A 22722-nucleotide genomic window follows, 5' to 3' on the forward strand; every position below is an offset into this window, starting at 1 on the left:
TGACGCCGCCGGCCGCTAGGCGGCTTCCATCGTCCTCCCGAGGCGTTCGCGGATCAGCGCCTCCGCTTCCGCCATGATGCGGTCCAGGAGCTCCTTGACCGTCGGAATGTCGTTGATCAGGCCGGCGACCATGCCGCAGCTCCAGGCGCCGGCATCCATGTCGCCGTTCAGCATCACCCGCGGATAGACACCGGCGACCTCGGGGGCGATGTCCTCGAACTTGATGGCGGCGCCCAGGGTGCGCTCCTTGTCGAGCAGGCGTTCGACGCCGGCGTTGGTGAGCACCCGCTCGGTGTTGCGCAGGGGGCGCATGACCAGACGGGTGTCCAGTTCGTTGGCGGCCAGGATCGCTTCCTTTACGTGCGCGTGGACGGGCGCCTCCTTCGTGGCGATGAAACGGGTGCCCATGTTCATGCCCTCGGCGCCCAGCGCCAGCGCCGCCACGAGGCTGCGGCCATCGGCCATGCCGCCGGACGCGACGAACGGGATTTTCAGCTCCTCCGCGGCCCGCGGCAGCAGGATGAAGTTGGGCACGTCGTCCTCGCCCGGGTGGCCGCCACATTCGAAGCCGTCGATGCTGAGCGCGTCGACGCCGATCGCCTCGGCCTTCAGCGCGTGGCGCACCGAGGTGCATTTGTGGATCACCTTGATCCCGGCCTCCTTGAGGACCGGCATCCACTTCTGCGGGTTGTTGCCGGCGGTCTCGACGATCTTGATGCCGCCGTCGATGATCGCCTGGATGTAGCCGGGATAGTCCGGCGGCGTGACCGAGGGCAGGAAGGTCAGGTTCACGCCGAACGGCTTGCTGGTCAGCCCGCGGCATTTGCGGATCTCGTCGGCCAGATGCTGCGGCGAGGGCTGGGTGAGGGCGGTGATCAGGCCAAGTCCGCCGGCGTTGGCCACCGCGGCCGCCAGCTCAGCGAAGCCGACATAGTGCATGCCGCCTTGGATGATCGGCCGTTCGATGCCGAGGAGTTCAGTGATGCGGGTCTTCATTCGAGCCTCCGGGCGCGATGGGAAAGGGTCAGGCGAAGCGGGTCAGGCCGAGCGACTCGGCGACGAGGGCCGGCTTGTCGCCGCCCTCGATCTCGACGGTCACCTGGCTCTTGATCAGGACCTCGCCGGGCCCGCGATCGACCACCTCCGTCAGCACGAAGCGGCCACGGACCCGGCTTCCCGCCCGGACCGGGGCCATGAGGCGGACCCGGTCGAAACCGTAGTTCACCGCCATCACCGTCCCGGCGAGGCGCGGCTGGGCGTCGAACATCATCGGCGCCAGCAGGGACAGGGTCAGGAAGCCGTGGGCGACGGTTCCGCCAAACGGCGTGGCCTTGGCGCGCTCGGGATCCACATGGATGAACTGGTGGTCCTCGGTGACGTCGGCGAACTTGTCGATGCGGTCCTGACCGATGTCGAACCATCGCGAGACGCCGACCTCCTGGCCGATCATCGCCTTGTAGGCGTCGAGGGTGATTTCAGACATTCGGGCGTCCCTTTGGCGGCCTTGGCGGAGTCCGCGGGGTGTCTCCGCGCGGCGCCGCCGGCCTTTCTGTTGTCTTGCCGAGGCCTGCGTCCGGCCGTGGCCATGGCAGAGGTTCAGGAGGATGAATGACATCCACAAAACAACATGTCGAGCAACATCCTGAAAGTCAATCGCGTGACGCGCCATGTTGACGAGTGTGAAAAAAGTACTCACTCATGGCCGCGGGATCCGACCAATCAGGTCTCTGCTGACTCCCGCCTGGATGCGGGGGGTGGCGAGCGATGAGGTGAGCAGTCATGAGCCAGACCCTGGACACAGACACGGCGGCCGAGACGGCGTTCGCGCCGCAGGCGGTGGAGATCAGCTATCGCGCCGACGGCTGCCTGATCCTCAGGTCGCCGATCGTGCTGAGCGGCAGCGAGCGGCATCTTTGCGACTATCTGCATCGCTGGGCCCAGGAGGCGCCCAGCCGAACCTTCCTGGCCGAGCGCGGCGTTGACGGCGATTGGCGGCGGCTGTCCTACCTGGAGGCCTGGCGCCGCGTCCGACGGATCGGACAGGCCCTGGTGGACCGGGGAATGGGCCAGGATCGGCCCATCGCGGTGTTGAGCGGCAATTCCATCGAGCATGCCCTGATCACCTTCGCCGGAATGATCGCGCGCGTGCCTGTCGCGCCGATCTCGCCGGCCTATAGCCTGTTGCCTGACGGCGTCGGGCGGCTGTCGGAAATCATCGATAGTCTCCAGCCGGGCATGGTCTTCGCCCAGGACGCCAAGGCCCTGCATCGGCTGCGGACGGTTCCGGGCCTGGCGAACGCCGAATGGGTGACCGTCGAGGCGGATCCCACCGCCACCAGCTTCGCAGCGCTCGAAGCGGTTGAGCCTGGCCCGGCCATTGACGCCGCCTTCGCGACGGCGAGCTACGACGACGTGGCCAAGATCCTGTTCACCTCCGGATCCACCGGGACGCCGAAGGGGGTGCCCCAGACCCAGCGGATGCTGTGCAGCGCCATCCATAGCGCCAGCCTGCTTGCGCCGGCCGACGAGCCGCCGGTGATGGTCGACTGGATGCCCTGGCACCACACCATGGGCGGCAACAACACCCTGCACGGCACGCTGCGGGCCGGTGGGACCCTCTATATCGATGATGGCCGCCCGACGGCCGAGCTCATCGGCAAGACCATCCGGAACCTGAAGGAGGTGTCGACCACCTTCGTACAGAATGTCCCGGCCGGCTTTCAGATGCTGGTCGAGGCGATGGAGCGCGACACGGACCTGCGGGCCAGCTTTTTCCGGCGCGTCGAGAGGCTGCTCTACGCGGGCGCGGCCCTGCCGCGAGACACCTGGGAACGGCTGCAGGCGCTGTCCATGGCGGCGAGGGGGCGGGCCGTGGCCATCACCTCGGGCTACGGCGCGACCGAGACCGCGCCAGGACTCTGCAGCACGCACTGGCCCTGCGAAGGCCAGGGGGAGATCGGGCTGCCTCACCCCGGCGTCGAGTTGAAGCTGGTGCCGGCAGGGGACCGATACGAGGTCCGCGCCCGCGGTCCCAACGTCATGGTCGGCTACCTTGGCCGGCCTGACCTCAGCGAGGCCGCCTTCGACGAAGAGGGCTTCTACAAGGTCGGGGACGCGGTCAAGTTCATGGACCCGTCGGACCCTCGCCAGGGCCTGCGGTTCGCCGGCCGGCTGAGCGAGAACTTCAAGCTGTCCAATGGGTCCTGGGTCCTCACGGGCGAGCTGCGGTCCACGGTGCTGGCCGCCGCGCCGACGATCTCGGAAGCGGTCGTCGCCGGACATGATCGGGCCGATGTGCGCCTCCTTGTCTGGACGTTTCCCGCGGCGCGCGCCGACCTGGCGCGCGGCGGCCTGGAGGGGAGGGACCTGGAGGCGGCGCTTGAAGCGCGCATCGCCGAAGAGCTGCGGGCCTACAATGCCGACAACCCCGGCGCCACGCGCCGCATCGCGGCTTTCGCCGTCCTTCGGCAGGCGCCCTCGCTGGCGACCGGAGAACTGACGGACAAGGGCTCCGTGAACCAGCGCGCGGTCCTCGCCAGCCAGGCCGACCTTGTCACGGACGTGTATTCGTCCCAGCCGTCCGGACGGGTCGTCGTCCTGTAGACGATCGCGGCCGCGGAGGTCGCGTCAGGCCTTTTCAGGGGCCGCCAGCATCTCCCCCACCGTCGGGGCGCCTTCGGTGTGCCGGTGCAGCCGCAGATCGCCGGGGATCAGGCCTTCACCGCAATGCTGGCAGGTGATGACCGCCTTGGCCGGCTGGCCACAGCGCTCATGCACAAACCGCCCCGGGCCCTTGCCGCCATAGACGTGGCGATTGCCCCAGTCGCCCAGGGTCACCAGCACCGGCGTCAGTTCCAGCCCCTTGCCGGTCAGCAGGTATTCGTGCCGCGGCGGATGCTCGGAATAGGGGCGTGTCTCCAGGATGTCGTGGGCGACCAGGGCCTTCAGCCGCGCGGCCAGTACGTTGCGAGCGAGGCCGAGGCGCTCCTGCCACTGTTCGAAACGACGCACGCCGCGGAAGGCTTCCCGCAGGATCAGGATCGTCCAGGGATCACCCACGATCTCCAGCGCCCCGGCGATGCCGCAGACCTGCCGGGAATAGTTTGCCGTCCTGCCCATCGCATCAGAATGTGGTTTCCGCCAGGGAATAACAAGAGGGTTGTTTTTGTAGATCAACCAAGTTGGGTTTCATATTGGAACGCATTTAGCCAATGCCCTGGGCCGAGGCGGACGCTGAGCCCATGGTACCTCCCACGCCTGCCAATCCCCTCCGCCTTAGTGCGCCAGGATAGCCAGGAGCAGCAGGGCGACGATGTTGGTGATCTTGATCATCGGGTTCACGGCGGGACCGGAGGTGTCCTTGTAGGGGTCGCCGACGGTGTCGCCGGTGACGGCGGCCTTGTGAGCCTCCGAACCCTTTCCATGGACGACGCCATCCTTGTCCTTGAAGCCCTCTTCGATGATCTTCTTGGCGTTGTCCCAGGCGCCGCCGCCGCTGGTCATCGAGATGGCGACGAACAGGCCGGTGACGATCACCCCCATCAGCATCGCGCCAAGGCCGGCGAAGGCGTTCTGGCGGGTGGTGATGGCGTCGAGGATGAAGAACAGGGCGATGGGCGACACGACCGGCAGCAGCGAGGGCACGATCATCTCGCGGATCGCGGCCTTGGTCAGGATGTCGACGGCGCGGCCGTACTCGGGCTTCACCTCGCCGGTCATGATGCCGGGGTTTTCCCGGAACTGACGGCGGACCTCATGCACCACCGCTTCGGCGGCGCGGCCCACGGCGGTCATCGACATGCCGCCGAACAGGAAGGGCAGCAGCCCCCCGAACAGCAGGCCGACGACGACGAAGGGGTTGGAGAGGTCGAAGGCGATGTCGCCCAGCCCGTGGAAGAAGGTCCCGACCTCCGCGTTGGCGGTGAAGAACTTCAGGTCCTGGGTATAGGCGGCGAACAGCACCAGGGCGCCGAGACCGGCGGAGCCGATCGCATAGCCCTTGGTGACGGCCTTGGTGGTGTTGCCGACGGCGTCCAGGGCGTCGGTGGTGACGCGGACTTCCGGGGGAAGGCCGGCCATTTCGGCGATGCCGCCGGCGTTGTCGGTGACCGGACCAAAGGCGTCCAGGGCGACGATGAAGCCGGCCAGCGACAGCATGGTGGTGGTGGCCACCGCGATGCCGAAGATGCCGCCCAGCTGGTAGGTGACGACGATGCCGACGATGATGGTCAGGGCCGGCAGGGCCGTGGACTCCAGGCTCATGGCCAGGCCCTGGATGACGTTGGTGCCGTGACCGGACACCGAAGCCTGAGCGACCGAGCGGACCGGGCGGAAGCCGGTGCCGGTGTAGTATTCGGTGATCATCACGATCAGGGCGGTGACGGCCAGTCCCACCATGCCGCAATAGAAGAGATCGGTGGCGTCGAAGGTGACGCCATAGATGGTGACCGGTGCACGCAGCGAGGCCTGGGTCACCCACCAGATCCCCGGGATCGAGAGGAGGCCGGTGACGGCGAGGCCCTGATAGAGGGCGCGCATGATGTTCTGTGATTTCCCGAGCCGGACGAAGAAGGCGCCGACGATAGAGGTCAGGATACAGACGCCGCAGATGCCCAGCGGCAGCAGCATGATCCCTTCCACGAAGGTCGTACCCCGGAAGAGGACCGCGCCGAGCACCATGGTGGCGACGGTGGTGACCGCATAGGTCTCAAACAGATCGGCGGCCATGCCGGCGCAGTCGCCGACATTGTCGCCGACGTTGTCGGCGATGGTGGCGGCGTTGCGGGGGTCGTCTTCCGGAATGCCGGCTTCGACCTTGCCCACCATGTCGCCGCCGACGTCGGCGCCCTTGGTGAAGATGCCGCCGCCGAGACGGGCGAAGATGGAGATCAGCGAGGCCCCGAACCCGAGGGCGACGAGGGCGTCGATGACCTTGCGGTCGCCGAAGGCGAGGCCGAACGGACCGGTGAGAACCCAGAAATAGCCCGCGACGCCCAGCAGGGCGAGGCCGGCCACCAGCATGCCGGTGATGGCGCCCGAGGTGAAGGCGACGTGGAGGCCCTTGGCCAGGGACTCGGACGCCGCCCGGGCGGTGCGCACGTTGGCGCGGACGGAAATCAGCATGCCTGCGAACCCCGCCGCGCCCGACAGAATGGCGCCGATCGCGAAGCCGGCTGCCGCCAGCCAGCCGAGCAGAAGGCCGAGCGCCAGAAAGAGGACGGCGCCGACCGCGGCGATGGTCAGGTATTGCCGGCGCAGATAGGCCTGTGCGCCTTCCTGGATCGCCTCCGCGATCGCCTGCATCCTGGCCGTGCCGGGCGACAGACGCAGCAACGCCATTGTCTGGACGACGCCATAGACGATGGCGACGACACCGGCCGCGATCGCGAGCAGCAGAAAATCGAACTTCACCTGCATTCCCCCTTTGAGGACCAGCCTGGCCCCTCGCTTCGCACGCCTATTGAAGACCCGGATCGCCGAGCCCGGAAACACCGGCCAGCAGTCCGGACATCAAGATGCCGATCATGACGCCGAGCACAATGATCAGCGCCGGCCCCAGCCACTTGGTGCGGCTCTTTATCCTGCGCAGCGCCCGAGACTGTTCCTGGCGGCCGGCACGGTCGAGCATCCGGCCCAGCGCGCCGGTCTCTTCGCCGATGCGAGCCATTTGGCTCAGGGCCGGCGGCAGGGACGGAACGCCGGCCAAGGCCTCGGAGACGCTCGCGCCACCACCTACCGCCGTCGCCAACCCTTCCAGCCGCTTGCGGGCTTCGGTCAGGCGGATCGATCCGGAAGCGAGCCGGATGGCTTCGGGGGCCGGCGCTCGGGCGGCCAGCAGCTGTCCGAGCGCGCGGGCGAATCCGCCATAGACAATGCCGCGCGCCATCGAGCGCAGGGGGCCATCCAAGAGAAAGGTCTGTAGAAGCCGGTTGAGCGCGCCGAACCGCCAGGACGCCAGGAGTGCGATCGCCGTGGTCGCCAGCGTGCCCGTCCAGAGGAGCGGGTGCTCCGTCAGGAGCCGGCTGACCGCTAGCAAGCCGGCCATGATCAAAGAGGTTTCGCCACCGGCCTCATCGATGATCGGCGCCAGGGCAGGGACCACGAACAGCACGATCAGCAGGATGCTGCCCAGGGTCATGGACAACACGAATCCCGGGTAGCTGAGCGCGCCGACCACCTGCTCGGCGATCTCCATGTCGCGCTCGATGGTCTCGGCGATGGTGGTCAGCGCCGCAGGCAGGCTACCGGCGGCTTCCCCGGCGGCGATCAGCGCCGGCAGGAACGGGTAGCGCGATCCGAGCACCGTGCGAAACGCCTCGTCGAGCGGCACGCCCTTGCTGATTTCCTGGGACAGGGCCTGGGCCGCAGGCCCCGCGCTGGTGTCGCCCGACGCGCTTGCCATGACTCCCAAGGCGTTCTTCATCGAGGCGCCCGCCAGCAACAGCTCCGCCAGGTCAGAGGCGAGTTCCGCGACGGCCTCGGCCGACAGCGTGATCCGTCCACGTTGGTCCCTGCTGGAGGCGGGCGTGAGCCGGATGGGGCGAAGGTTGTCGCGTTGCAGCCGGGTGAAGGCGTCGCGTTCATCCTCCGCTTCAACCGAGCCGGTGACCCGGACGCCACTGGGGGCTGCAGCGGTGTAGGTGAACCGGACCATCAGGAATCGCCCAGGACCGAGAGCAGCTCGGCGACCGAGACCAGGCCCGCCCGGGCCTTTTCAATGCCGTCGGCGGCCATCGAGGTCAGACCCAGCACGGTAGCTTGGTCGACGAGTGCGCCTGTGTCGGCGCCGCGCGCAACCGTCCGCAGGAAGGCCTCGTCGGCGAGGAACACTTCCGACAGCGCCAGTCGGCCCTTCGTGCCGCGGCCGTCACAGGCCTTGCAGCCCTTGGCGGCGAAGAAGGGGCCGTCGGTCGAGGCGACGTGTCGCTCCAGGAAGCCACGCTCTGCGTCGGTCAGCTCGGTCGGCGTCTTGCAGCCTTGGCAGAGGCGGCGCGCCAGTCTCTGGGCGGCCGCGCCAAGCAGGGCGGCGGCCAGCTGATAGGGCTCGACGCCCATGTCGATGAGACGGGGCACGACACGAAGCGCGTCGTTGGCATGGACCGACGCCAGGACAAGGTGGCCAGTCATGGCCGCCTGGACCGCTACCGCGGCTGTCTCGGCGTCGCGAATTTCCCCCACCAGGAGGACATCGGGATCCTGGCGCAGAAAGGCCCGGAGGGTGGAGGCGAAGGTGAGGCCGATAGCCGGAGCGACCTGGGTCTGCACGACGTGATCGAAGTGGTACTCGACCGGGTCTTCGATGCTGAGAATCTTGCGCTCGGAGTCCGCAAGGCCGTTGAGCAGCGCGTAGAGGGTCGTGGTCTTGCCGCTGCCCGTCGGTCCCGTCACCAGGAACATCCCGTGATGAGACTGCGACGCCCGACGCATCTGGGTCGCGTGGTCTGCCGAGAAGCCGAGGCTCGCCAGATCGAGCTGCATGTGGTTGCGGTCGAGCAGGCGCAGGACCGCGCCTTCCCCGAACACCGACGGGACCACGGAAACCCGCACCTCGACCGGGCGCCCTTCGATCACGAAGGTCGCGCGACCATCCTGGGGCAGACGTTTTTCCCCAAGATCCAGATCCGCGAGCACCTTGATCCGTGCGATGGCGGCGGCGGCGAGGTCAAGGCTCACCGAGCCGAATGGAACCAGGCGGCCGTCCAACCGAAGACGGATGCGCGCGTCATGGCGGCGCGGTTCGAAATGGATGTCGGAGGCGCCGCGGTCGACCGCCGCTTCGATCGCCGAGGCGACGGCGCGCGCGCCGGAACTGTCCGACGTCGCGTCGGCCAAGCGGTCAAGCTCTCGCTCCACGCTCCGGGAAGCGGCATCAAGCGGAGCCTCGACCACGATCGCGTACCGCTCGGCGAACACCCGGCGCCATTCGGAGGGCGCCGCAGCCAGAACGTCCACGGCATGGCCCGTGGCGAACACCAGGCCGGCCAATCCCCGGTCGTCGAGGGGGTCACAGGCCGCGACGGTCAGCCGGCCGTTCTGCAGGTCGAGCGGCAGGATCCGGTGGCGCTTGAGGAAGTCTTTGGAGACCGCCAGCTCGCTGACCGTGTCGAGTGGCGGAGTGAGCGTGCTGTCCCACACCCCGCAACTGGCCGCCCGGGCGCAGGCCTCGACGAGCTGTTCGTCCGAAAGCACGCCCATCTGATTGAGCACATGCTCTACCGGCAGGCGGTTACGCTCGGCCATGAGTTCGGCGCGGGCCATCTCGGCGGCGGAGACCAGTGACCGATCGAGCAGATCGCGCAGCAGCGCCTCGCGCTTCTTGGCGGCCGGATCGCTGCTCACTGACGAGCCCTCTGAACCAAGTCGTGGCAGCGGACAGGATCGGGGGCCACGAACGGACCTCGCCACATGTCGAGCACTGCGATCGGCATCGCCGGGTCGCCGGTGAAGCGTACGATCGCGTCGGCCCCACGCCCCTCGACAAAGGCGGCCAGACGCCAGACCTCCCCGACCCGCCAGGAAGGTTCGCCCTCAATCGGCGCGGATGGCTGTGTCAGCGTCACGGTCCGGGAGGCGGTGAGGGGCGACAGAAAGCTCTGCGCACAGGTGCGCCAGATTGAGCTGGAGGCGCGACCGACGAGCGCCCGGCGATCTGGGCCGAGGGCCGAGGTCGGCGCGGGAGGGGCCAACGGCTCTCCGGCCGAAAGCGCCATCAGCGCCGCAGCGCCCAAGGCGTCGGGGCTCCGGGCCGATGCCTTGATCGCTTCGGGTTCGGCCAAAAGGGTCACCGCCTCGCCATCAATGTCGCGGGTCCAGACCAGAGGCCTCGTTCGGCCGTCCTGCATGACGGCCTTGGCCGCCAAGACGAGCGCCCCGTCGAGGAGGGCGTCCTGTTGGGCATGCTGCAGGGCGTCGCGGGCGGTGCGCAGTTGAAAGTTGGAGAAGGCGAGCAGGCCGGTGGCGATGATCGCCAGCGACAGGGCGATCGCCCCGAAGGCCGCCGTGGCGTAGCCTCTCTCATCGCGCGTCGAGGAGGCCACGGGCCCTTATCTCCGCCATGCCCGATGTCAGGTCCAGCAGCAGCTGATCCGCGTCGCTTGGCGAGCGGATGATCTTGGCGCTGATCAGGATGATGAGTTCGGTGCGCCGGCCATCCTTGGTGGTGCGCTTGAACAGCTCGCCAAGCAAAGGGACGTCCTGCAACAGGGGCGGTCCCGAGGACCCGGCCGTCTTGGAGGTTGAAATGAGGCCGCCCAACGCGACCGTCTGCCCCTCCTGGACGATGAGGTTGCTGTCGATCCGGCGCTGCTGGATGGTCGGCGAGTCGATGCCCGAGGAGGTGGTCCGCGCGACGGCGCTGACTTCCTGGGAGACTTCGATCAGGACCGTGTCGGTTCCGCTGATGCGCGGGGTCACCTTCAGGATGACGCCGGTGTCCTTGTACTCGGTGTTGACGACGAGGGGCGCGCCGCTGGAGGCGGTGCTTTGGCTGGTCTGGGACGCCACCGGCACTTGATCGCCGACTTGCAGGGTCGCCGGGCGGTTGTTGAGCGCCAGCACCTTGGGTGAGGAGATCACCTCGACGTTGGTCCGGGAACTGAGGGCGGTGATCGCGGCCCTCGCGTCATCGGTCATGTAGGTGATCGACAACCCGGGGAAGGTCCCCGTCACGGAACCGTTTGCGGAGGAGCTCGAGGTGATGGTCAGTCCCCCGCCGCTGGCGATCAATGACCAGTCCACCCCAAAGCGGAAGTCGTTGTTGAGGGTCACCTCAAGGATCGTTGCCTCGATGAGAATCTGATCAGGCTGGGCGTCGAGCTCGTTGAGGATCCGCTGCATCTGCAGCCACCGCGACGCCGGCGCGGCGATGATCAGGGTGTTGCTGTCGACATCGACGCTGACCTTCACCTCGCCGGCCGCACCATTGCTTGCCGGCGCAGCCACCGCCGCTTCGCCGCTGGCCGCCGGCGTGGCGGGCGCGCCGATCTCCGTCGCTCCGGAATCGAGCGCCGCCCCCAGGCTTTTGGCCAGTTTCTCCACCGAGGTGTTCCTGGCCTTGTAGAGCCAGAGGGAGTTGCGTTCCTCGCGCGATGGCGCATCGAGGCGCTCGATCCAGCCAAATGCCGCGTCGAGGTTGGCCGAGGAGCGGGCCATGACAACCAGGCTGTTCATCCGCTTCAGGGGCACGATCACCAGACCTGTCGCGCCTGAGCCCTGGACGATCTTCTGCACCTCGGCGGCGACGGTTTCGGCCGGCGCGTTCTTCAGTTCGTAGTAACGGATGCGCGAACCCTGCAGTTCGCTGCGGTCGAAGATGGTGATGATATCCCGCACGGCGATGAGTTCGCGGGGCGTGCCGCCGATCAGGATGAAGCCGAGCTTGTCATCGATATGAACCACGACCCCGGCCGGCATCAGAACGGAGATCGCCTTCACCACTTCCGAAGGTGTGGCGTATGCGACATTCACGGCCTCGATGCGATATCCGGCGACCGCCTTTGACGGCGCTTCGCCGGGCGCTCCGGCCGCCGCCTTGGCCTTGGCGCGCGGGGTGACGAGGTATCCGCCAGCCGTCCGGACCAGCGCGATGTCATGGGCCGCCAAGGTCGTTTCGAGGGCCGCCAGCAGCTGTTCGCGACTCATGCGCCCCTGAACCCGAAAGGAGATCTGACCACGGACTTCTGGATCGACCGTGAAGGATATCCCAAGACTGTTGCCGAGGACCTCGTTGACGACATCCCGCACGTCCGCCTCGTCAAAGGCGATCGACCAGCTGCGCGACGCCTCCGCCGCGATGGCGCTCGGCGTCATCGCCGACGCAAGGGGCGCCACGGCGAGAAGGGCCGTCACGCGAAGTACGAGAGGAAGGATTTTCACGCGGAACTCGGGACTTGAAAGGCGGCGCGGCCGGGACGGATCACTCAATTTCACAGAGACCCGTCTGTGGATTGGGAACGCAGGGCTCTCCCCCGCCGGGGTCGCCACCACCCGGCGGATCCTCACCCGCGATGGTCAGGGTGACACGGCCGGACTTCTGCTGACCGTTGGGGTGGCTGAAGACGTAGTCGGCGTAGCAGGTCAGGCTGGCGCTCGCCGGCGTGACCGTCGGCGCGGTATAGCTGAGCACCGACGTGGTGGTTGACGCCGCGCCACAGGCGCCAGCGCCGCCGGAGGTGGTCGCGGAGATGAGGCTCACGGTCGCGGAATCGCTCGCCTCTCCAAGCGCGCTCATGGCGAAGGTCGTGGCGTCTTCCGAGGTCAGGGAGGCCAACGGGTTGTGGGCGGTGAGCTGGACCGGAGGAGACGGCGCCGGACCGACGGCCTGCGATCCGCAAGTCTGGCCAGCGGCCGCGGCCACGGTCTTTGAGGTTCTGTTTCCGGCCGCGTCGTAGCTGTATTTGGTTATCTTGGGGGTCGCGGTCGGATGATAGACGCACAGCAAACGGCCGTGGGCGTCGTAGCCCATCGTCGCCTGGGCCACGGCGCTCACGGGCAGGCACACCATCACAAGGGCCGCCAAGCCCAGCAATCCTCGTAGCATTTCGATAATCCCCCCGACCTTTCAAAAAAAGCCTAAGCGGGAACACGCGCCAATACAATCACTCGCGCGCGACCTTCGGCTGCGGGGCCGGGGCGCTCTTGGGGCCGGGTTGGGGCGCGGCTGGCGCGGGTGCAGAAGCAGGCTCCCTTGCCCGGGTTTTGGGCTGTTCGGGGTCCGTGGGCGCTGGTGAGGCTGGCGCTCTGGGCGTCTTGAACAGTTCCATCCGCCGAACTTCTCCCGCGGCCTGGAGCTCGACGGCGGCCCGCTCAAGCCTGGTCACCGTGACACCATCCCTGCTCTGGCCCACCGCGAGCCAGAAGCCCTGGCCACCAGAGGAGAAGAAGGCCGCGCGACGCCTGGGCGTGAAACTGATGCCAATGAGCCGCAGATCGCTATTGGCGACCGGCGCCGCTGCCGGTTGAACCGCCGCCTGCGGGACGTTGAACAGGGGCATGGAGAGGGCGTCGGCAACCGAGACCTGGCCTGGCGGCTCCGGCCGGCCGCGGGGCGCCTGCGCGCCGGACGGCCCATCGACATCCCATCGCCCGAAAAGCAGCCAAGCCGCGCAGCCGAGGACGCAGCCCGCGCACAGCGCCAGGAGGGGCGCCCTCATTCGCCGAGCCTTATCGCACAATAGATCCGCCCCTTCAGGCGCCATTGCGCCCGTCCGCCGTCGGCGGGAACGCCGTCCAGCTCCTCGACAAAGACGGTCGGCGTGGCGTCGGCGAGGATCTTCAGGAAGTTGAGGCCAGAGGCGTAGGAGCCGTCGACCGTGGCTTCGACCAGCAGGCTGGACAGACCGTGCGAACCTCCCCGCGTCGGGGCGGTCGTGATCTCGCGACGAGTGATGGCGACGCCGGCGGCGGCGGCGGCGTCGGTCAGGCGCACCGACAACAGAACGGAGGCCGGCTCCAGTCCATGGTCGCAGACAGCGCCTTGGGGAAACAGGCTTGGCGCCGACGCCGGGCTGGGCAGCGCCTTGGCGGCCGCCATCTGCCGCGCGATGGTTTCCTGCCGTCCGATCTGGTCGGGAGCCAGGGCGAGGGCCCATAGCAGGCTGGCTGCGGCGAGCGCGACAACCGCTCCGGCGGCGAGCATCGCGACGGCGCGCCAAGACACAAGGGCAGGACGTTGGCTCACGGGGCTGAGACCCTGGCCGTGGTCGCCTGCCACCGGGTTTTTCCGCCGGAGGCCGAGACCAACGCGATCTCCCGATCCTGCGAAGCGATAGGCCTTCCCGTGCCGACCGCCTCAATGACCAGCCCGCCGGGCCGCCACTCGACCTTGGTCAGCGCAGCATTCGGGTCCCGGGCGCGCGAAAGCCAGCCGATGTCCTGCAATGCGTCGGCAAGCAGGGTCCCTTCGGCTCCCGCCATGACCAGGGCGCGTTGCTCTTCGATTCGGCGTTGTGTCCTTTCGCCCAGCGCTCGCGATCGGACCGCCGATTGGTACTGCTCATTCAGCGCCATGTCCGTCCGCTCCCGGTCTCCCAGCGCGACAAGAGACGCCCCGGTCGCAATCGCGACCGCCGCCGCGACGCCGACGACGGGAAGAGGCCTCTGCCAGAGGGCGCGTTGAGCCGAGCGATGGTCCTGAATCTGAAATTCGATCGGTTCGCCATCGAACATCTCGGTGTGGCGGACATCGCCGACCACCTCTTCGCGTCGGAAGTAGGCGGCGGCAAATCGCCCCTCGCGGCCGGGACGCCAGGGCGCGAGGCGGCGCAGGGACAGGTGGACCTGGTCCTCCGGTAGCGGCGCGGCATGGCCCGCCTCCAGCCTGACCAGCCGCCATTGATCCCAAGGCATGGCCGCAGGCGCCGTGAAGGTCAGCACGAACGGGCGCGCCTTAGGCGCCTCGCCATCGCCAACGTCCAGCAAGGCTTCGGAACTCATGGGGGACTCTGAACAGAGGTGGGAAAGCAACGATGGTTCACGCCATCGAAGGCACAGGCGGCCGACTGCTGGGCGGCGGTGCGCCAGAGCACGAAAGCGGCGCCGCGGGCGTCGACGAGGGCGACCGCGCTCAATCGGCCCTCGGCCTCGCCGACGGGAAACCTGGGACCTGCCCCATCGGCGGAGATGTAGCGGAAGCGCAAGCCCGGCGCCGGCAGGGGGACGAATGCGCCGCCTTCGTCTTCAAGCCTGGCCGACGGTCCGTCCCGGACCGTCAGTTCGCAGGAACGCGGCGCGCCGCAGTCGTATCGGATGCTCCGCTCGTCGCCCTCCAGAACCGGCTCGGATGCGTCGGTCGCCGAGGCAAACGGGCCGGGGCCCAACTGGCGACGCAGGAAGGTCTCGACGGCCCTCGCCGAGGCGACCCTGGAGATCGCCAGCGACGCCCGCTGTCCCGTCTGGGCAAAGGTCCGGGTCGCCTGGGTCAGGGCCGTCATGGCCAGGCCCAGCACCAGAAGCGCGGCCAACATCTCGACCAGCGTGTAGCCATTCGGGGACCGGGTCGCGCTCATTGCGGCCTCGGCTGACAGAAGCGGTGGGTCTTGATTGACGGCGCGCCCCGGCGTCCGCGCGTCGCGGCCTCAACCCGACAAATGACCGGATCGTTTCCGCGCTCGACCGCTGCGATCGGCGTCGCCGTGACAACCCAGCCGTCGCCCCGACGGACGCCGCCCTCGCTGAGCGCGTTGCGCCACTCGGCGGCGAGACGCCACTCAAGCAGCCGGCGGCTCTGGTCGAACGCCGCGGCGCTGTTGGCCGCCCGAAGCGCCTGGGCGCCCGCGTGCAGCGCAAGGCCGAGGCCCAGGCCGAGCAGAGTCAGGCCGACAAGCATGTCGGTCAGCGCGTAGCCCGATCGCTCGTTTCGGTCACAGTCGCCGCTCAAATGCGCCCCCGCCGCAAACTTCGACAGAAGTGGGATTTGGCCCAAAGGTCAACCTTGACGACATGCAAAACTTGCGTTCGATTGACGGTAGATCGCAGGTCTCCTCGCGGGACATCGCAGGGCTGTCAGGTCGGGGGACCATGAGATACTCGCAACTTCAAAGCGCCGTTGCGCGCCGCTGGCGTCTGTTTGCCGGCATGGGCGCTGGCCTTGTCGGTCTCGCAATCGTGGCGACGCTGCAGGTCCCCTGGGCCTTCGCGCAGTCCGGCGGCACGACGGCCACGCCGCTGCCGGCCCTGCCATCGGTGACCATTGCCAAGGGAACCTTGATTTCGCCGACGGCGGCCAACGCCTGGTACGCGATCCAAGCGCAGGTTTCGACCGATGGGCTGTGCGATCGGTACGAGGGCAATGCTGAAATCTGCCCCACGGGCGGCCGGCCCCGGGCTCCGGAGATTCGGGAACTGGCCCGCGCGCTGCGGCATGACCCCGACCTGATCTACGAATACGTCCGCAACAGCGTCGACACCGAGTTCCTGTTCGGGACCCACAAGGGCTCGCTCGGCGTCATCATCGAGAAGTCGGGCACCGCCTTCGATCAGGCCCAGCTGATGGTCGACCTGCTGCGGGAAATTCCCGAAGGCGGCACAACCGGGACCAACGCCCGCTTCCGCTACGGGACCCTCACCCTGGATGGGGACCAGTTCAAGGCCTGGACGGGGCTCACCAATGCCAAGGCCGCCTGCGACTTCCTGGCCACAGGCGGCATTCCCGCGACCGTCAACAGCTGCGACGCGGGCGGCACGGTCTCCAGTGTTACCCTGTCGCATGTGTGGGTCGAGGCGGAGATCGGTGGCGCCTGGCGGTTCTTCGACCCGTCGTTCAAGCCCTACGAGCACACCAAGGGCATCAACGATCCAGCGCTGGTCGGCACCGCGCTGACAGGCAACATCAAGACCGCCATGGGCTTCGATTCCGGGGAGTTGGCCAGCGCCGCGGGCGGCGGCGAGACCAACGTCTCCGGCACGCCGGGCCTGTCGACCGTGAGCTCGGTGAGCCAGAGCGGCATCTCGAATCTCCTGGGCTCCTACGGCGCCGGCCTGTTGACCCGGCTGAAGCAGGCGGACATGCAGGGCGCCAGTTTGCGCGAGGTGATCGGCGGTCGGTTGATCGAGCCGGCCATCCGGCCATCCGGCGGCTGGCTTCTGAGCACGCCGGCGAGCCATCAGGGCCTGAGCACTTGGGCCAACATCCTTGATCCCTGGCGGGCCAAGGTGAAGCTCTACTCGGCGGTCACCCCGAGCGGCCAGCCGCCGATTGTCTATGTCGATGCAGAGTTCTTCGGCGATGAAATCTACGGCCGGCGCACGGAGATTGTGACCGTCCCCGAGGGCGATGCCGGAGCTGCCGAGATCTGGAGGCCGGAACTGCTGCTCGATGGCGTCGGTCTCGCGATTGGGGAGGCTCAACTGGGTCCGCTGCCCCAGAAGATCAATCTTCAGATGACTGCCAACCATCCGTTCGCGGCGGCCAATGACGCAGGCAACGCCGCCGATGGAACCTATGGCGACGCCACGGTTACGAAACGGGCAGACATCTATAGCACCGCCACCTTGGTGATTTCATGGGGCTCGACGTCCACGGCGCTCACCGCCAAGTGGGACCGCGAGTACGCCAACGACCGGCCCGCCTACTATTCGGTCTATTCTCCGCTCGGCGACCAGCCGGAGCCCCACGCCGCCGGCGACACGGGCCGGGCCCGGGTGGCGGGGACCTGGCTGGCCCAGTTCAGCTGGAGCACCGACATCCATGCGGAGCTGGCCGACGCCCGGCCCGTGATGCTGCACACCCTGGGCGTAATCAGCGATGACCGAATGGTCTTCGGGATTCCGCAGCAGCCCTGGGCGCCTGAGCAATTAACGGCCGACGATGAGCGCGGCTTCGAGACCTATGACCAGACCACGGTCGTCGATCTGGAAACCAGCTTCGGGCTGGTGACCCGCGACTCGAATGTCGCTCGCCGAAACGGCGCGCTGCATGCAATCGCAGCGACGGCCGCCACGCTCGAGGGCAGCGTGATCGCCCAGCTGTTCGACGCGCCCGACACTGCGTCGACCGCGACCCGGTTGGCCTGGGGCAACAATCCCGAATCGACGGAAACGCCGGACGCCAGCGCACGCGAGGTCTATTTCCTCACGGCCCCGTCGACCGGGACCCGTGTCGACGTGGCGAATGCCTTCGCCAGCCTGACCACCTACGACAACGGCACGGGACCGGTCGCGGCCTATCGGAAGGTGCCGGTGATCGCGCAGGGCACGGTGGATCTCTTCCGCAGTCGGCTCAGCGGGACGGTCGCCGCCTATGCTGCAGACGGGTGGGATATCACGGCGTCATCCGAAGCGTCGCTGGGCCCGGGCCATCGCATCGGCTCGGAGTACGTCAGAGCGATCTATTCTTTCTCTCAAACGGTTGGGGGGCCCTCCAGCGGCACCTATCTGACGTTTTGCAAGGAGAAATTCAGGGATACGTCGACGCCTTCGAGACCACCGCCCTCTGACACCACGACCATCGGTTCGGCTTGGTTTGGCGATCTTTCGAGCAGTTCCCTGGGCGCTGATTGTATGGAAAACGGAATATCCGGGACCGTAGAAGTCGCGCTCAATGGCACGGGGGCGGGGATATTACCCTCAGATCGGGTCACCCGGACCGGCAGCATCTTCGCCCGCTTCCCCACGCTCCAACGTGGCGGCGCCCTGATCGCCACCAAGTACGCGGCCAACGACGAACCGGTGGCCATCGCCCATGTGCTGACCCGCTATGGCGCCAATACCAAGGGTGGGGGTGGCGCAACCGTCACCCAGGCCGAACATTTCAAGCCCAACGAGGCGGCGCAGTCCTTGAAGGACCGCTTCGTCGATCGATCCGACGCCCTGGGTGTCGACCTGGGAACCGGCCAGGCCGGCTTCGTCAGCCCCGTCCTCGCCTCCGTTGGTTCGGGCGAGTTCCCCTACCGGCTGGACCGCCGCATCGAGCTTCGCGGCGGCGCGGTCAAACTGCTGCCCTTCTATGAAGCTTCCGGCCCTCACCCGACCAGGCCGGTGGACGGGGCCGTGACCAACTGGGACATCCGGGCCGAATTTTCCAACTCGGCCTACGAGACGATGGGGCAAAGCCGGCCGGAGGCCGCTGTGCCGACCATTGTCGCCTTCATCGCCATGCAAGACATCTGGGGCGCCGCGAACAAAGGCGCCCGGCGCGACATCATGGGCGTCATGACCGCCAAATGGTGGTCCGATCGACTGCTCTTCAATGTTGTCTCGGTGCTGCAGGGGGCCAACGCTCAGCAGTTTGTGCGCCTCATCGATGACAGCTTTGTCCCCGCGGCTGGCGGTGCGGCAAAGCTGGAGGTTACCGGCACGCGCCAGGTCCTGCGGCCGGACATCCAGCGAAAGCAGGTCCGAAGCGCGACCCAGACCGAATCCACCCTGCGCGGCTGGAAGTACTCGGACGTCGTCAAGATCGTCTTGACCAATCCCGGCGGCGACAAGCAGGAGTTCGAATTCTGGACGGGCGGCAAGCCGGTTCTGCCGCCGGCCGGTTCGCCGGCCTGGGGGTATCTGGACGCCGACCACGGCTGGCGACTGAAGAGTTGGACGTTCCCGCAGGGCGTGAGCCTGACCATGGAGTATCAGACCCAGGTCATCAGTGGCGACCTCGTCGGCGTGCAGAGCAGCATCCCCAGTCGCGTCAATTCCAGCCTGGGTTTCGGGCTCGACATCCCGGAGATCAGCGGAACCCTGACCGCGACGCCCGCGAACGTCCTCGCCGGTTGCGGCACGCTCGAAGCCACCAACTTGGCGAGCGAAACCACCAAGCTCGTCTTGCGTGCCTGGCAACCGCGCAGCCTCACGCAGAGGCCGGACGCCTATTGCCGGCCTCTGGAGGTGTTCGCCCCAGGTGATCAGGCGGTCCCCTCGCTAAGCTACGGCTACGACACCCTTGGCCGCGTGAAAGAGGCGCGCGATGCGGTCGCCATCCGCGAGCCCGCGTCACGTGGATCGCACAGATTCTATGTCGCCGAAGGCTACCGAGGAGAACGGCAGGACCCGCTCGACGGGCGCTACGCCGTCGAGACGCTGCGCGGTGGCCGGGAGACCCGGCACTACGACGAGCTGTACTTCGCCCCACCGGCGGCAGGTCGGACGATTCGTCCTCCGGTGATCACGCGCACCGACGGCCGCGGCCGGGTGATCGAACGGACCTTCCCGGAAGGCGACAAGGTCAAGTTCACCTATGACGCCAAGGACAATCCCGCCAGCCTGACCAAATGTCCCAAATCCGGCTGCGGTACGGCGCTGGACATGAAGGTCAGCGCCCTGTGGCACGCCGACTGGAACAAGCCGACCCAGATCACCGACGCCATGGGGCGGGTCACCACCTTCAGCTACTGGGAAAGCGGCGACGGCAAGTCTCTGCTCAAGACGGCGGTGCGGCCGTCTCCGGACGGCGGCGCGTCGCAGCCGACCTACAGCTTCTGGTACAACGCCGTCGGCCTCTTGTGGAAGACGACGGACGCCGACGGCTACCTGACGGAAAATAGCTGGAGCGCGGCGGGCTGCCTGACCAGCACGCGGCTGGGTCCCACCGGCTCGGGCCTGAGCAAGTCCTTCGCCTGCGACGCGGTCGGCAACACCACCGAGGCCTGGGACGCCCGCGGCGAGGCGCTGACCAAGGTCACCACGACCTACGACCTGATGCGCCGGCCCACCCAGGTCAGCGCGCCGCTGGGGGTGGTGACCAAGACCGTCTACGACCTCGATGGCCGGCCGACGGAGGTGCAGAAGCGCCTGGACCAGGCCGGGATGGTGACCTGGCAGGTCTGGAAAACCGGCTACACCGCCACGGGCCAGACCGCCTGGACCCTGGACCCCGGCAACGACCTGGCGACGTTCGAATACGACGGCCTCGACCGCAAGGTGAAGGCCACGGCGCCGACCGGCGACATCAGCGCCTGGACCTACGATGCCGCCGGCCAGCTGCTGCAGGTCCTCGAGGGGGTCGGTATCAGCTGCACCGCGGGCGTGGCCTGCGAGCAGGCCCGCGAGACCTGGAGCTACACGCCCAACGGCCAGAAGGAGAGCCTGAGGGACGCACGGAACAACCGAACCTGCTTCTACTACGACGGCCACGACCGGATGCTGGCCACGGAATACCCCGACCTCAGCAAGGAGGGCTCCGGGGTGGCCTTGCCGGCCCGGATGATAGTGGCTGGCGAGCCGCCCCGCTGTTCGACAACCAAGACGACGGCGATGCTGTCGGAAGACCCGGGCCAGTACGACAAGGCCGGCAACGTCCTGCGGTTCCGCAACCGCGAGGGCGCCTTCCTCGTCCGCACCTACGACGCCCTGGACCGTCGCCTGACGGAAAAGGGCCTGTGGACCGACGGGGTGACGGCGGGCCATGCGTCCAGCCGCAGCTGGCGGATGCGGGACGCCAGCTTCACCTACTGGCCGTCTGGGCGGATGATCTCGGCGGCCACCAACCAGGTGACCAAGGCCTGGACCTACGACACCGCCGGCCGGCCGCTGACCCATGTGGCCTCGACCCCGGCCCCCAACGCGGCCAGCTATACCTTCACCTACGGCTGGGACGTGGCCGGCAACCTGACCAGCGTCGCCTATCCGACGACGACGGGGATGCTCAACGCCGGGGCGCTGACGGCGACCTACGCCTACGACGCGCTTGGCCGGATGACCGGGGTGACGACGGCGGGCATCAAGGTCGCCTCGGCCAGCCTGACCTACGACACCCTGTCGCGGCGCAAGTCGGTGACGTTCGGGGACGGCAGCGCCCAGGCCTATGACTACGAGGCCGACGACGACCTCTCCTCGATCGCCCACACCTTCGCCACCGCCCCGACCACCCACAACGTCACCCTGACCTACGGCAACGACAGGCTGGGCCGGCAGGTCAGCGAGACGACGTCGAACGCCGCCTACCTGTACGACCCGCCACTGTCCACCGGGGCCTATGGCGCGGCCACATCGCTGAACCAGTATCCGACGGTGGGATCGACGACCTACAGCTACACGCCCAACGACGCGGCCCTGCTGCCGTCGGGGTCGGTGACCCACGACGGGGTGCTGGCCTTCTTCTACGACGAGAAGGGCAACCTGACGAAGGCGCGCCAGGGGCTGGATAGCGCCAACAGCTTCGACCAGGACTATTTCGACGCCCTGGGAGTGCGCTGGTTCAGCTACCGCAGCGTGCCGGCGGCGTCCGACCCGCACCGCATCGAGCTGACCGACGGCCTGCGGCCGGAGGTGGCCTGGGAGCTGAACAGCACCACGGCCGAGGGCAGCTCGACCCCGGTGGTGGCCGGGGCCAGCTACTATGTCCTGGGTCCCAACCCGGACGAGCGGCTGATCTGGATCAACGGCGCGGAAGCCACCCTGAAGGCCCGCTACCCGCACACCAACCGCCGGGGCGACACCATCGCGCTGAGCAAGGACGGGGCGGCAGAGGTCAAGTTCACCTACGGCCCGTTCGGCGAGAGCGCCGACAGCCCGGCCGGCTACGCCTGGCGCTTCACCGGCCAGCGGCTGAACGGCTGGACGGGCCTCTACCACTTCAAGGCCCGGGCCTACTCACCGGCCGTCGGGCGGTTCCTGCAGCCGGATCCGATTGGGTATGAGGGCGGGATCAACCTGTATGGGTACGTGGAGGACGATCCGTTCAATCTAAGCGATCCATTGGGCTTGCTGCCGAATGGAACTCAGCAAGATCTTGCGTGGGGTCGCATGGGCATGGAGCTGGGCGCTCGGTGCAATGTCATTTGTTTCGTACCTCTAGCAATGATGGGCGGAGCAACGGTGTGGGTCGCTGGCCCGTTAGTTCTGACGGCCGCCGGCTCACATTTCCCACTTCTCTATCAGGGTGCCGTAATCGTAACGGAAACCTCGACGGGCGTTCCTGTAGGAATTCCTGTTGCTGCACTCGCTGCCAGCGTAGGCCGCACGACTGGACGCCTAGGCTCGCCAGGTACTCAAGCGCTGAATCGTGTGCTGGCTGACGAAATGAAGCGAGATGGCTGGAAGGTCACTGGTGGCGGTGACTATCTTAAGGAGGAGTACATTCCAGGCCCGGGGGGCGGAATTTTTGGGTCGACCAATGTTGATATCACGGTGACGAAAAATGGCGTAACCACTAGAATCCAAACTGTTGACACGCGAGCTGACGGAGTTACTCCGACGAAACGCGAGCAGGATGCACTGGATAGGATTGCTAGTGCGTTTCCAAATGACCGCATTGTTGCTATACCAAAGCCTAAATAGGCACGAACAATG

Annotated in this window: 15 protein-coding genes; 2 read left to right on the top strand and 13 right to left on the bottom strand. The window is 67.5% G+C overall.

The features are described 5' to 3' along the window. Nucleotides 1-15: 15 nt before the first annotated feature. Together AC1RSK_RS03270 and AC1RSK_RS03275 are read right to left on the bottom strand one after the other, a co-directional pair. Nucleotides 16-996 (bottom strand): NAD(P)H-dependent flavin oxidoreductase, encoded by a 981-nt coding sequence (locus tag AC1RSK_RS03270; RefSeq protein ID WP_492905497.1) that lies wholly within the window; start codon nucleotides 994-996, stop codon nucleotides 16-18. 28 nt (nucleotides 997-1024) lie between these two features. Further along, the gene (locus AC1RSK_RS03275; protein WP_492905499.1) at nucleotides 1025-1483 is read right to left on the bottom strand and encodes a MaoC family dehydratase; all 459 of its coding nucleotides are present in this window, start codon (nucleotides 1481-1483) and stop codon (nucleotides 1025-1027) included. Nucleotides 1484-1779: 296 nt separating this feature from the next. Between AC1RSK_RS03275 and AC1RSK_RS03280 the strand changes: the two genes are divergently transcribed. Then, entirely contained in the window at nucleotides 1780-3603 is a 1824-nt protein-coding gene (locus AC1RSK_RS03280; protein ID WP_492905501.1) for a feruloyl-CoA synthase, read from the top strand. A gap of 24 nt (nucleotides 3604-3627) precedes the next feature. Here AC1RSK_RS03280 and AC1RSK_RS03285 read toward each other — a convergent pair whose 3' ends face one another. The 11 genes from AC1RSK_RS03285 to AC1RSK_RS03335 all read right to left on the bottom strand — a co-directional run bounded on the left by AC1RSK_RS03285 (nucleotide 3628) and on the right by AC1RSK_RS03335 (nucleotide 15376). Beyond that, nucleotides 3628-4119, bottom strand: a complete 492-nt coding sequence (locus AC1RSK_RS03285; RefSeq protein WP_492905503.1) for a winged helix-turn-helix transcriptional regulator — start codon at nucleotides 4117-4119, stop codon at nucleotides 3628-3630. A 156-nt stretch (nucleotides 4120-4275) separates the two neighbouring features. Continuing rightward, the gene (locus AC1RSK_RS03290) at nucleotides 4276-6411 is read right to left on the bottom strand and encodes a sodium-translocating pyrophosphatase (protein WP_492905504.1); all 2136 of its coding nucleotides are present in this window, start codon (nucleotides 6409-6411) and stop codon (nucleotides 4276-4278) included. Nucleotides 6412-6457: 46 nt separating this feature from the next. Next, nucleotides 6458-7654 carry a type II secretion system F family protein gene (locus AC1RSK_RS03295; RefSeq protein WP_492905506.1) on the bottom strand — a complete coding sequence of 399 codons (1197 nt, stop codon included), beginning with the start codon at nucleotides 7652-7654 and terminating at the stop codon, nucleotides 6458-6460. Next, on the bottom strand, nucleotides 7654-9339 hold the full coding sequence (locus tag AC1RSK_RS03300) for a GspE/PulE family protein (RefSeq protein WP_492905508.1): 1686 nt from the start codon (nucleotides 9337-9339) through the stop codon (nucleotides 7654-7656). Before AC1RSK_RS03300 ends, AC1RSK_RS03295 begins: the two co-directional genes overlap by 1 nt. Further along, the gene (locus tag AC1RSK_RS03305) at nucleotides 9336-10037 is read right to left on the bottom strand and encodes a hypothetical protein (protein WP_492905509.1); all 702 of its coding nucleotides are present in this window, start codon (nucleotides 10035-10037) and stop codon (nucleotides 9336-9338) included. The genes AC1RSK_RS03300 and AC1RSK_RS03305 overlap by 4 nt, the downstream gene beginning before the upstream one ends. After that, nucleotides 10015-11808 carry a type II secretion system secretin GspD gene (gene gspD / locus AC1RSK_RS03310; RefSeq protein WP_492905511.1) on the bottom strand — a complete coding sequence of 598 codons (1794 nt, stop codon included), beginning with the start codon at nucleotides 11806-11808 and terminating at the stop codon, nucleotides 10015-10017. Before gspD ends, AC1RSK_RS03305 begins: the two co-directional genes overlap by 23 nt. Before the next feature lie 106 nt (nucleotides 11809-11914). After that, nucleotides 11915-12517, bottom strand: coding sequence for an RHS repeat domain-containing protein (locus AC1RSK_RS03315; protein WP_492905513.1), 603 nt, complete (start codon nucleotides 12515-12517; stop codon nucleotides 11915-11917). A 630-nt stretch (nucleotides 12518-13147) separates the two neighbouring features. Further along, nucleotides 13148-13636 carry a hypothetical protein gene (locus AC1RSK_RS03320; RefSeq protein ID WP_492905515.1) on the bottom strand — a complete coding sequence of 163 codons (489 nt, stop codon included), beginning with the start codon at nucleotides 13634-13636 and terminating at the stop codon, nucleotides 13148-13150. A gap of 38 nt (nucleotides 13637-13674) precedes the next feature. Further along, nucleotides 13675-14433: a hypothetical protein gene (locus AC1RSK_RS03325; protein ID WP_492905517.1), complete on the bottom strand. Its 759-nt coding sequence runs from the start codon at nucleotides 14431-14433 to the stop codon at nucleotides 13675-13677. Next, nucleotides 14430-15005 (bottom strand): prepilin-type N-terminal cleavage/methylation domain-containing protein, encoded by a 576-nt coding sequence (locus AC1RSK_RS03330; protein ID WP_492905518.1) that lies wholly within the window; start codon nucleotides 15003-15005, stop codon nucleotides 14430-14432. Before AC1RSK_RS03330 ends, AC1RSK_RS03325 begins: the two co-directional genes overlap by 4 nt. Beyond that, nucleotides 15002-15376 (bottom strand): hypothetical protein, encoded by a 375-nt coding sequence (locus AC1RSK_RS03335; protein WP_492905520.1) that lies wholly within the window; start codon nucleotides 15374-15376, stop codon nucleotides 15002-15004. The genes AC1RSK_RS03330 and AC1RSK_RS03335 overlap by 4 nt, the downstream gene beginning before the upstream one ends. A 227-nt stretch (nucleotides 15377-15603) precedes the next feature. Here AC1RSK_RS03335 and AC1RSK_RS03340 point away from each other — a divergent pair, with 227 nt between their 5' ends. Then, nucleotides 15604-22710 carry an RHS repeat-associated core domain-containing protein gene (locus AC1RSK_RS03340; RefSeq protein ID WP_492905522.1) on the top strand — a complete coding sequence of 2369 codons (7107 nt, stop codon included), beginning with the start codon at nucleotides 15604-15606 and terminating at the stop codon, nucleotides 22708-22710. Nucleotides 22711-22722 lie beyond the last annotated feature (12 nt).

This window comes from Caulobacter sp. GW821-FHT11A05, from assembly GCF_058809015.1.

Bases quoted from the DNA above. Each gene is read 5' to 3' on its own strand.
- AC1RSK_RS03270 (WP_492905497.1), bottom strand. From the start codon at position 996: ATGAAGACCCGCATCACTGAACTCCTCGGCATCGAACGGCCGATCATC.
- AC1RSK_RS03275 (WP_492905499.1), bottom strand. From the start codon at position 1,483: ATGTCTGAAATCACCCTCGACGCCTACAAGGCGATGATCGGCCAGGAG.
- AC1RSK_RS03280 (WP_492905501.1), top strand. From the start codon at position 1,780: ATGAGCCAGACCCTGGACACAGACACGGCGGCCGAGACGGCGTTCGCG.
- AC1RSK_RS03285 (WP_492905503.1), bottom strand. From the start codon at position 4,119: ATGGGCAGGACGGCAAACTATTCCCGGCAGGTCTGCGGCATCGCCGGG.
- AC1RSK_RS03295 (WP_492905506.1), bottom strand. From the start codon at position 7,654: ATGGTCCGGTTCACCTACACCGCTGCAGCCCCCAGTGGCGTCCGGGTC.
- gspD (WP_492905511.1), bottom strand. From the start codon at position 11,808: ATGACGCCGAGCGCCATCGCGGCGGAGGCGTCGCGCAGCTGGTCGATC.
- AC1RSK_RS03320 (WP_492905515.1), bottom strand. From the start codon at position 13,636: ATGCTCGCCGCCGGAGCGGTTGTCGCGCTCGCCGCAGCCAGCCTGCTA.
- AC1RSK_RS03325 (WP_492905517.1), bottom strand. From the start codon at position 14,433: ATGAGTTCCGAAGCCTTGCTGGACGTTGGCGATGGCGAGGCGCCTAAG.
- AC1RSK_RS03330 (WP_492905518.1), bottom strand. From the start codon at position 15,005: ATGAGCGCGACCCGGTCCCCGAATGGCTACACGCTGGTCGAGATGTTG.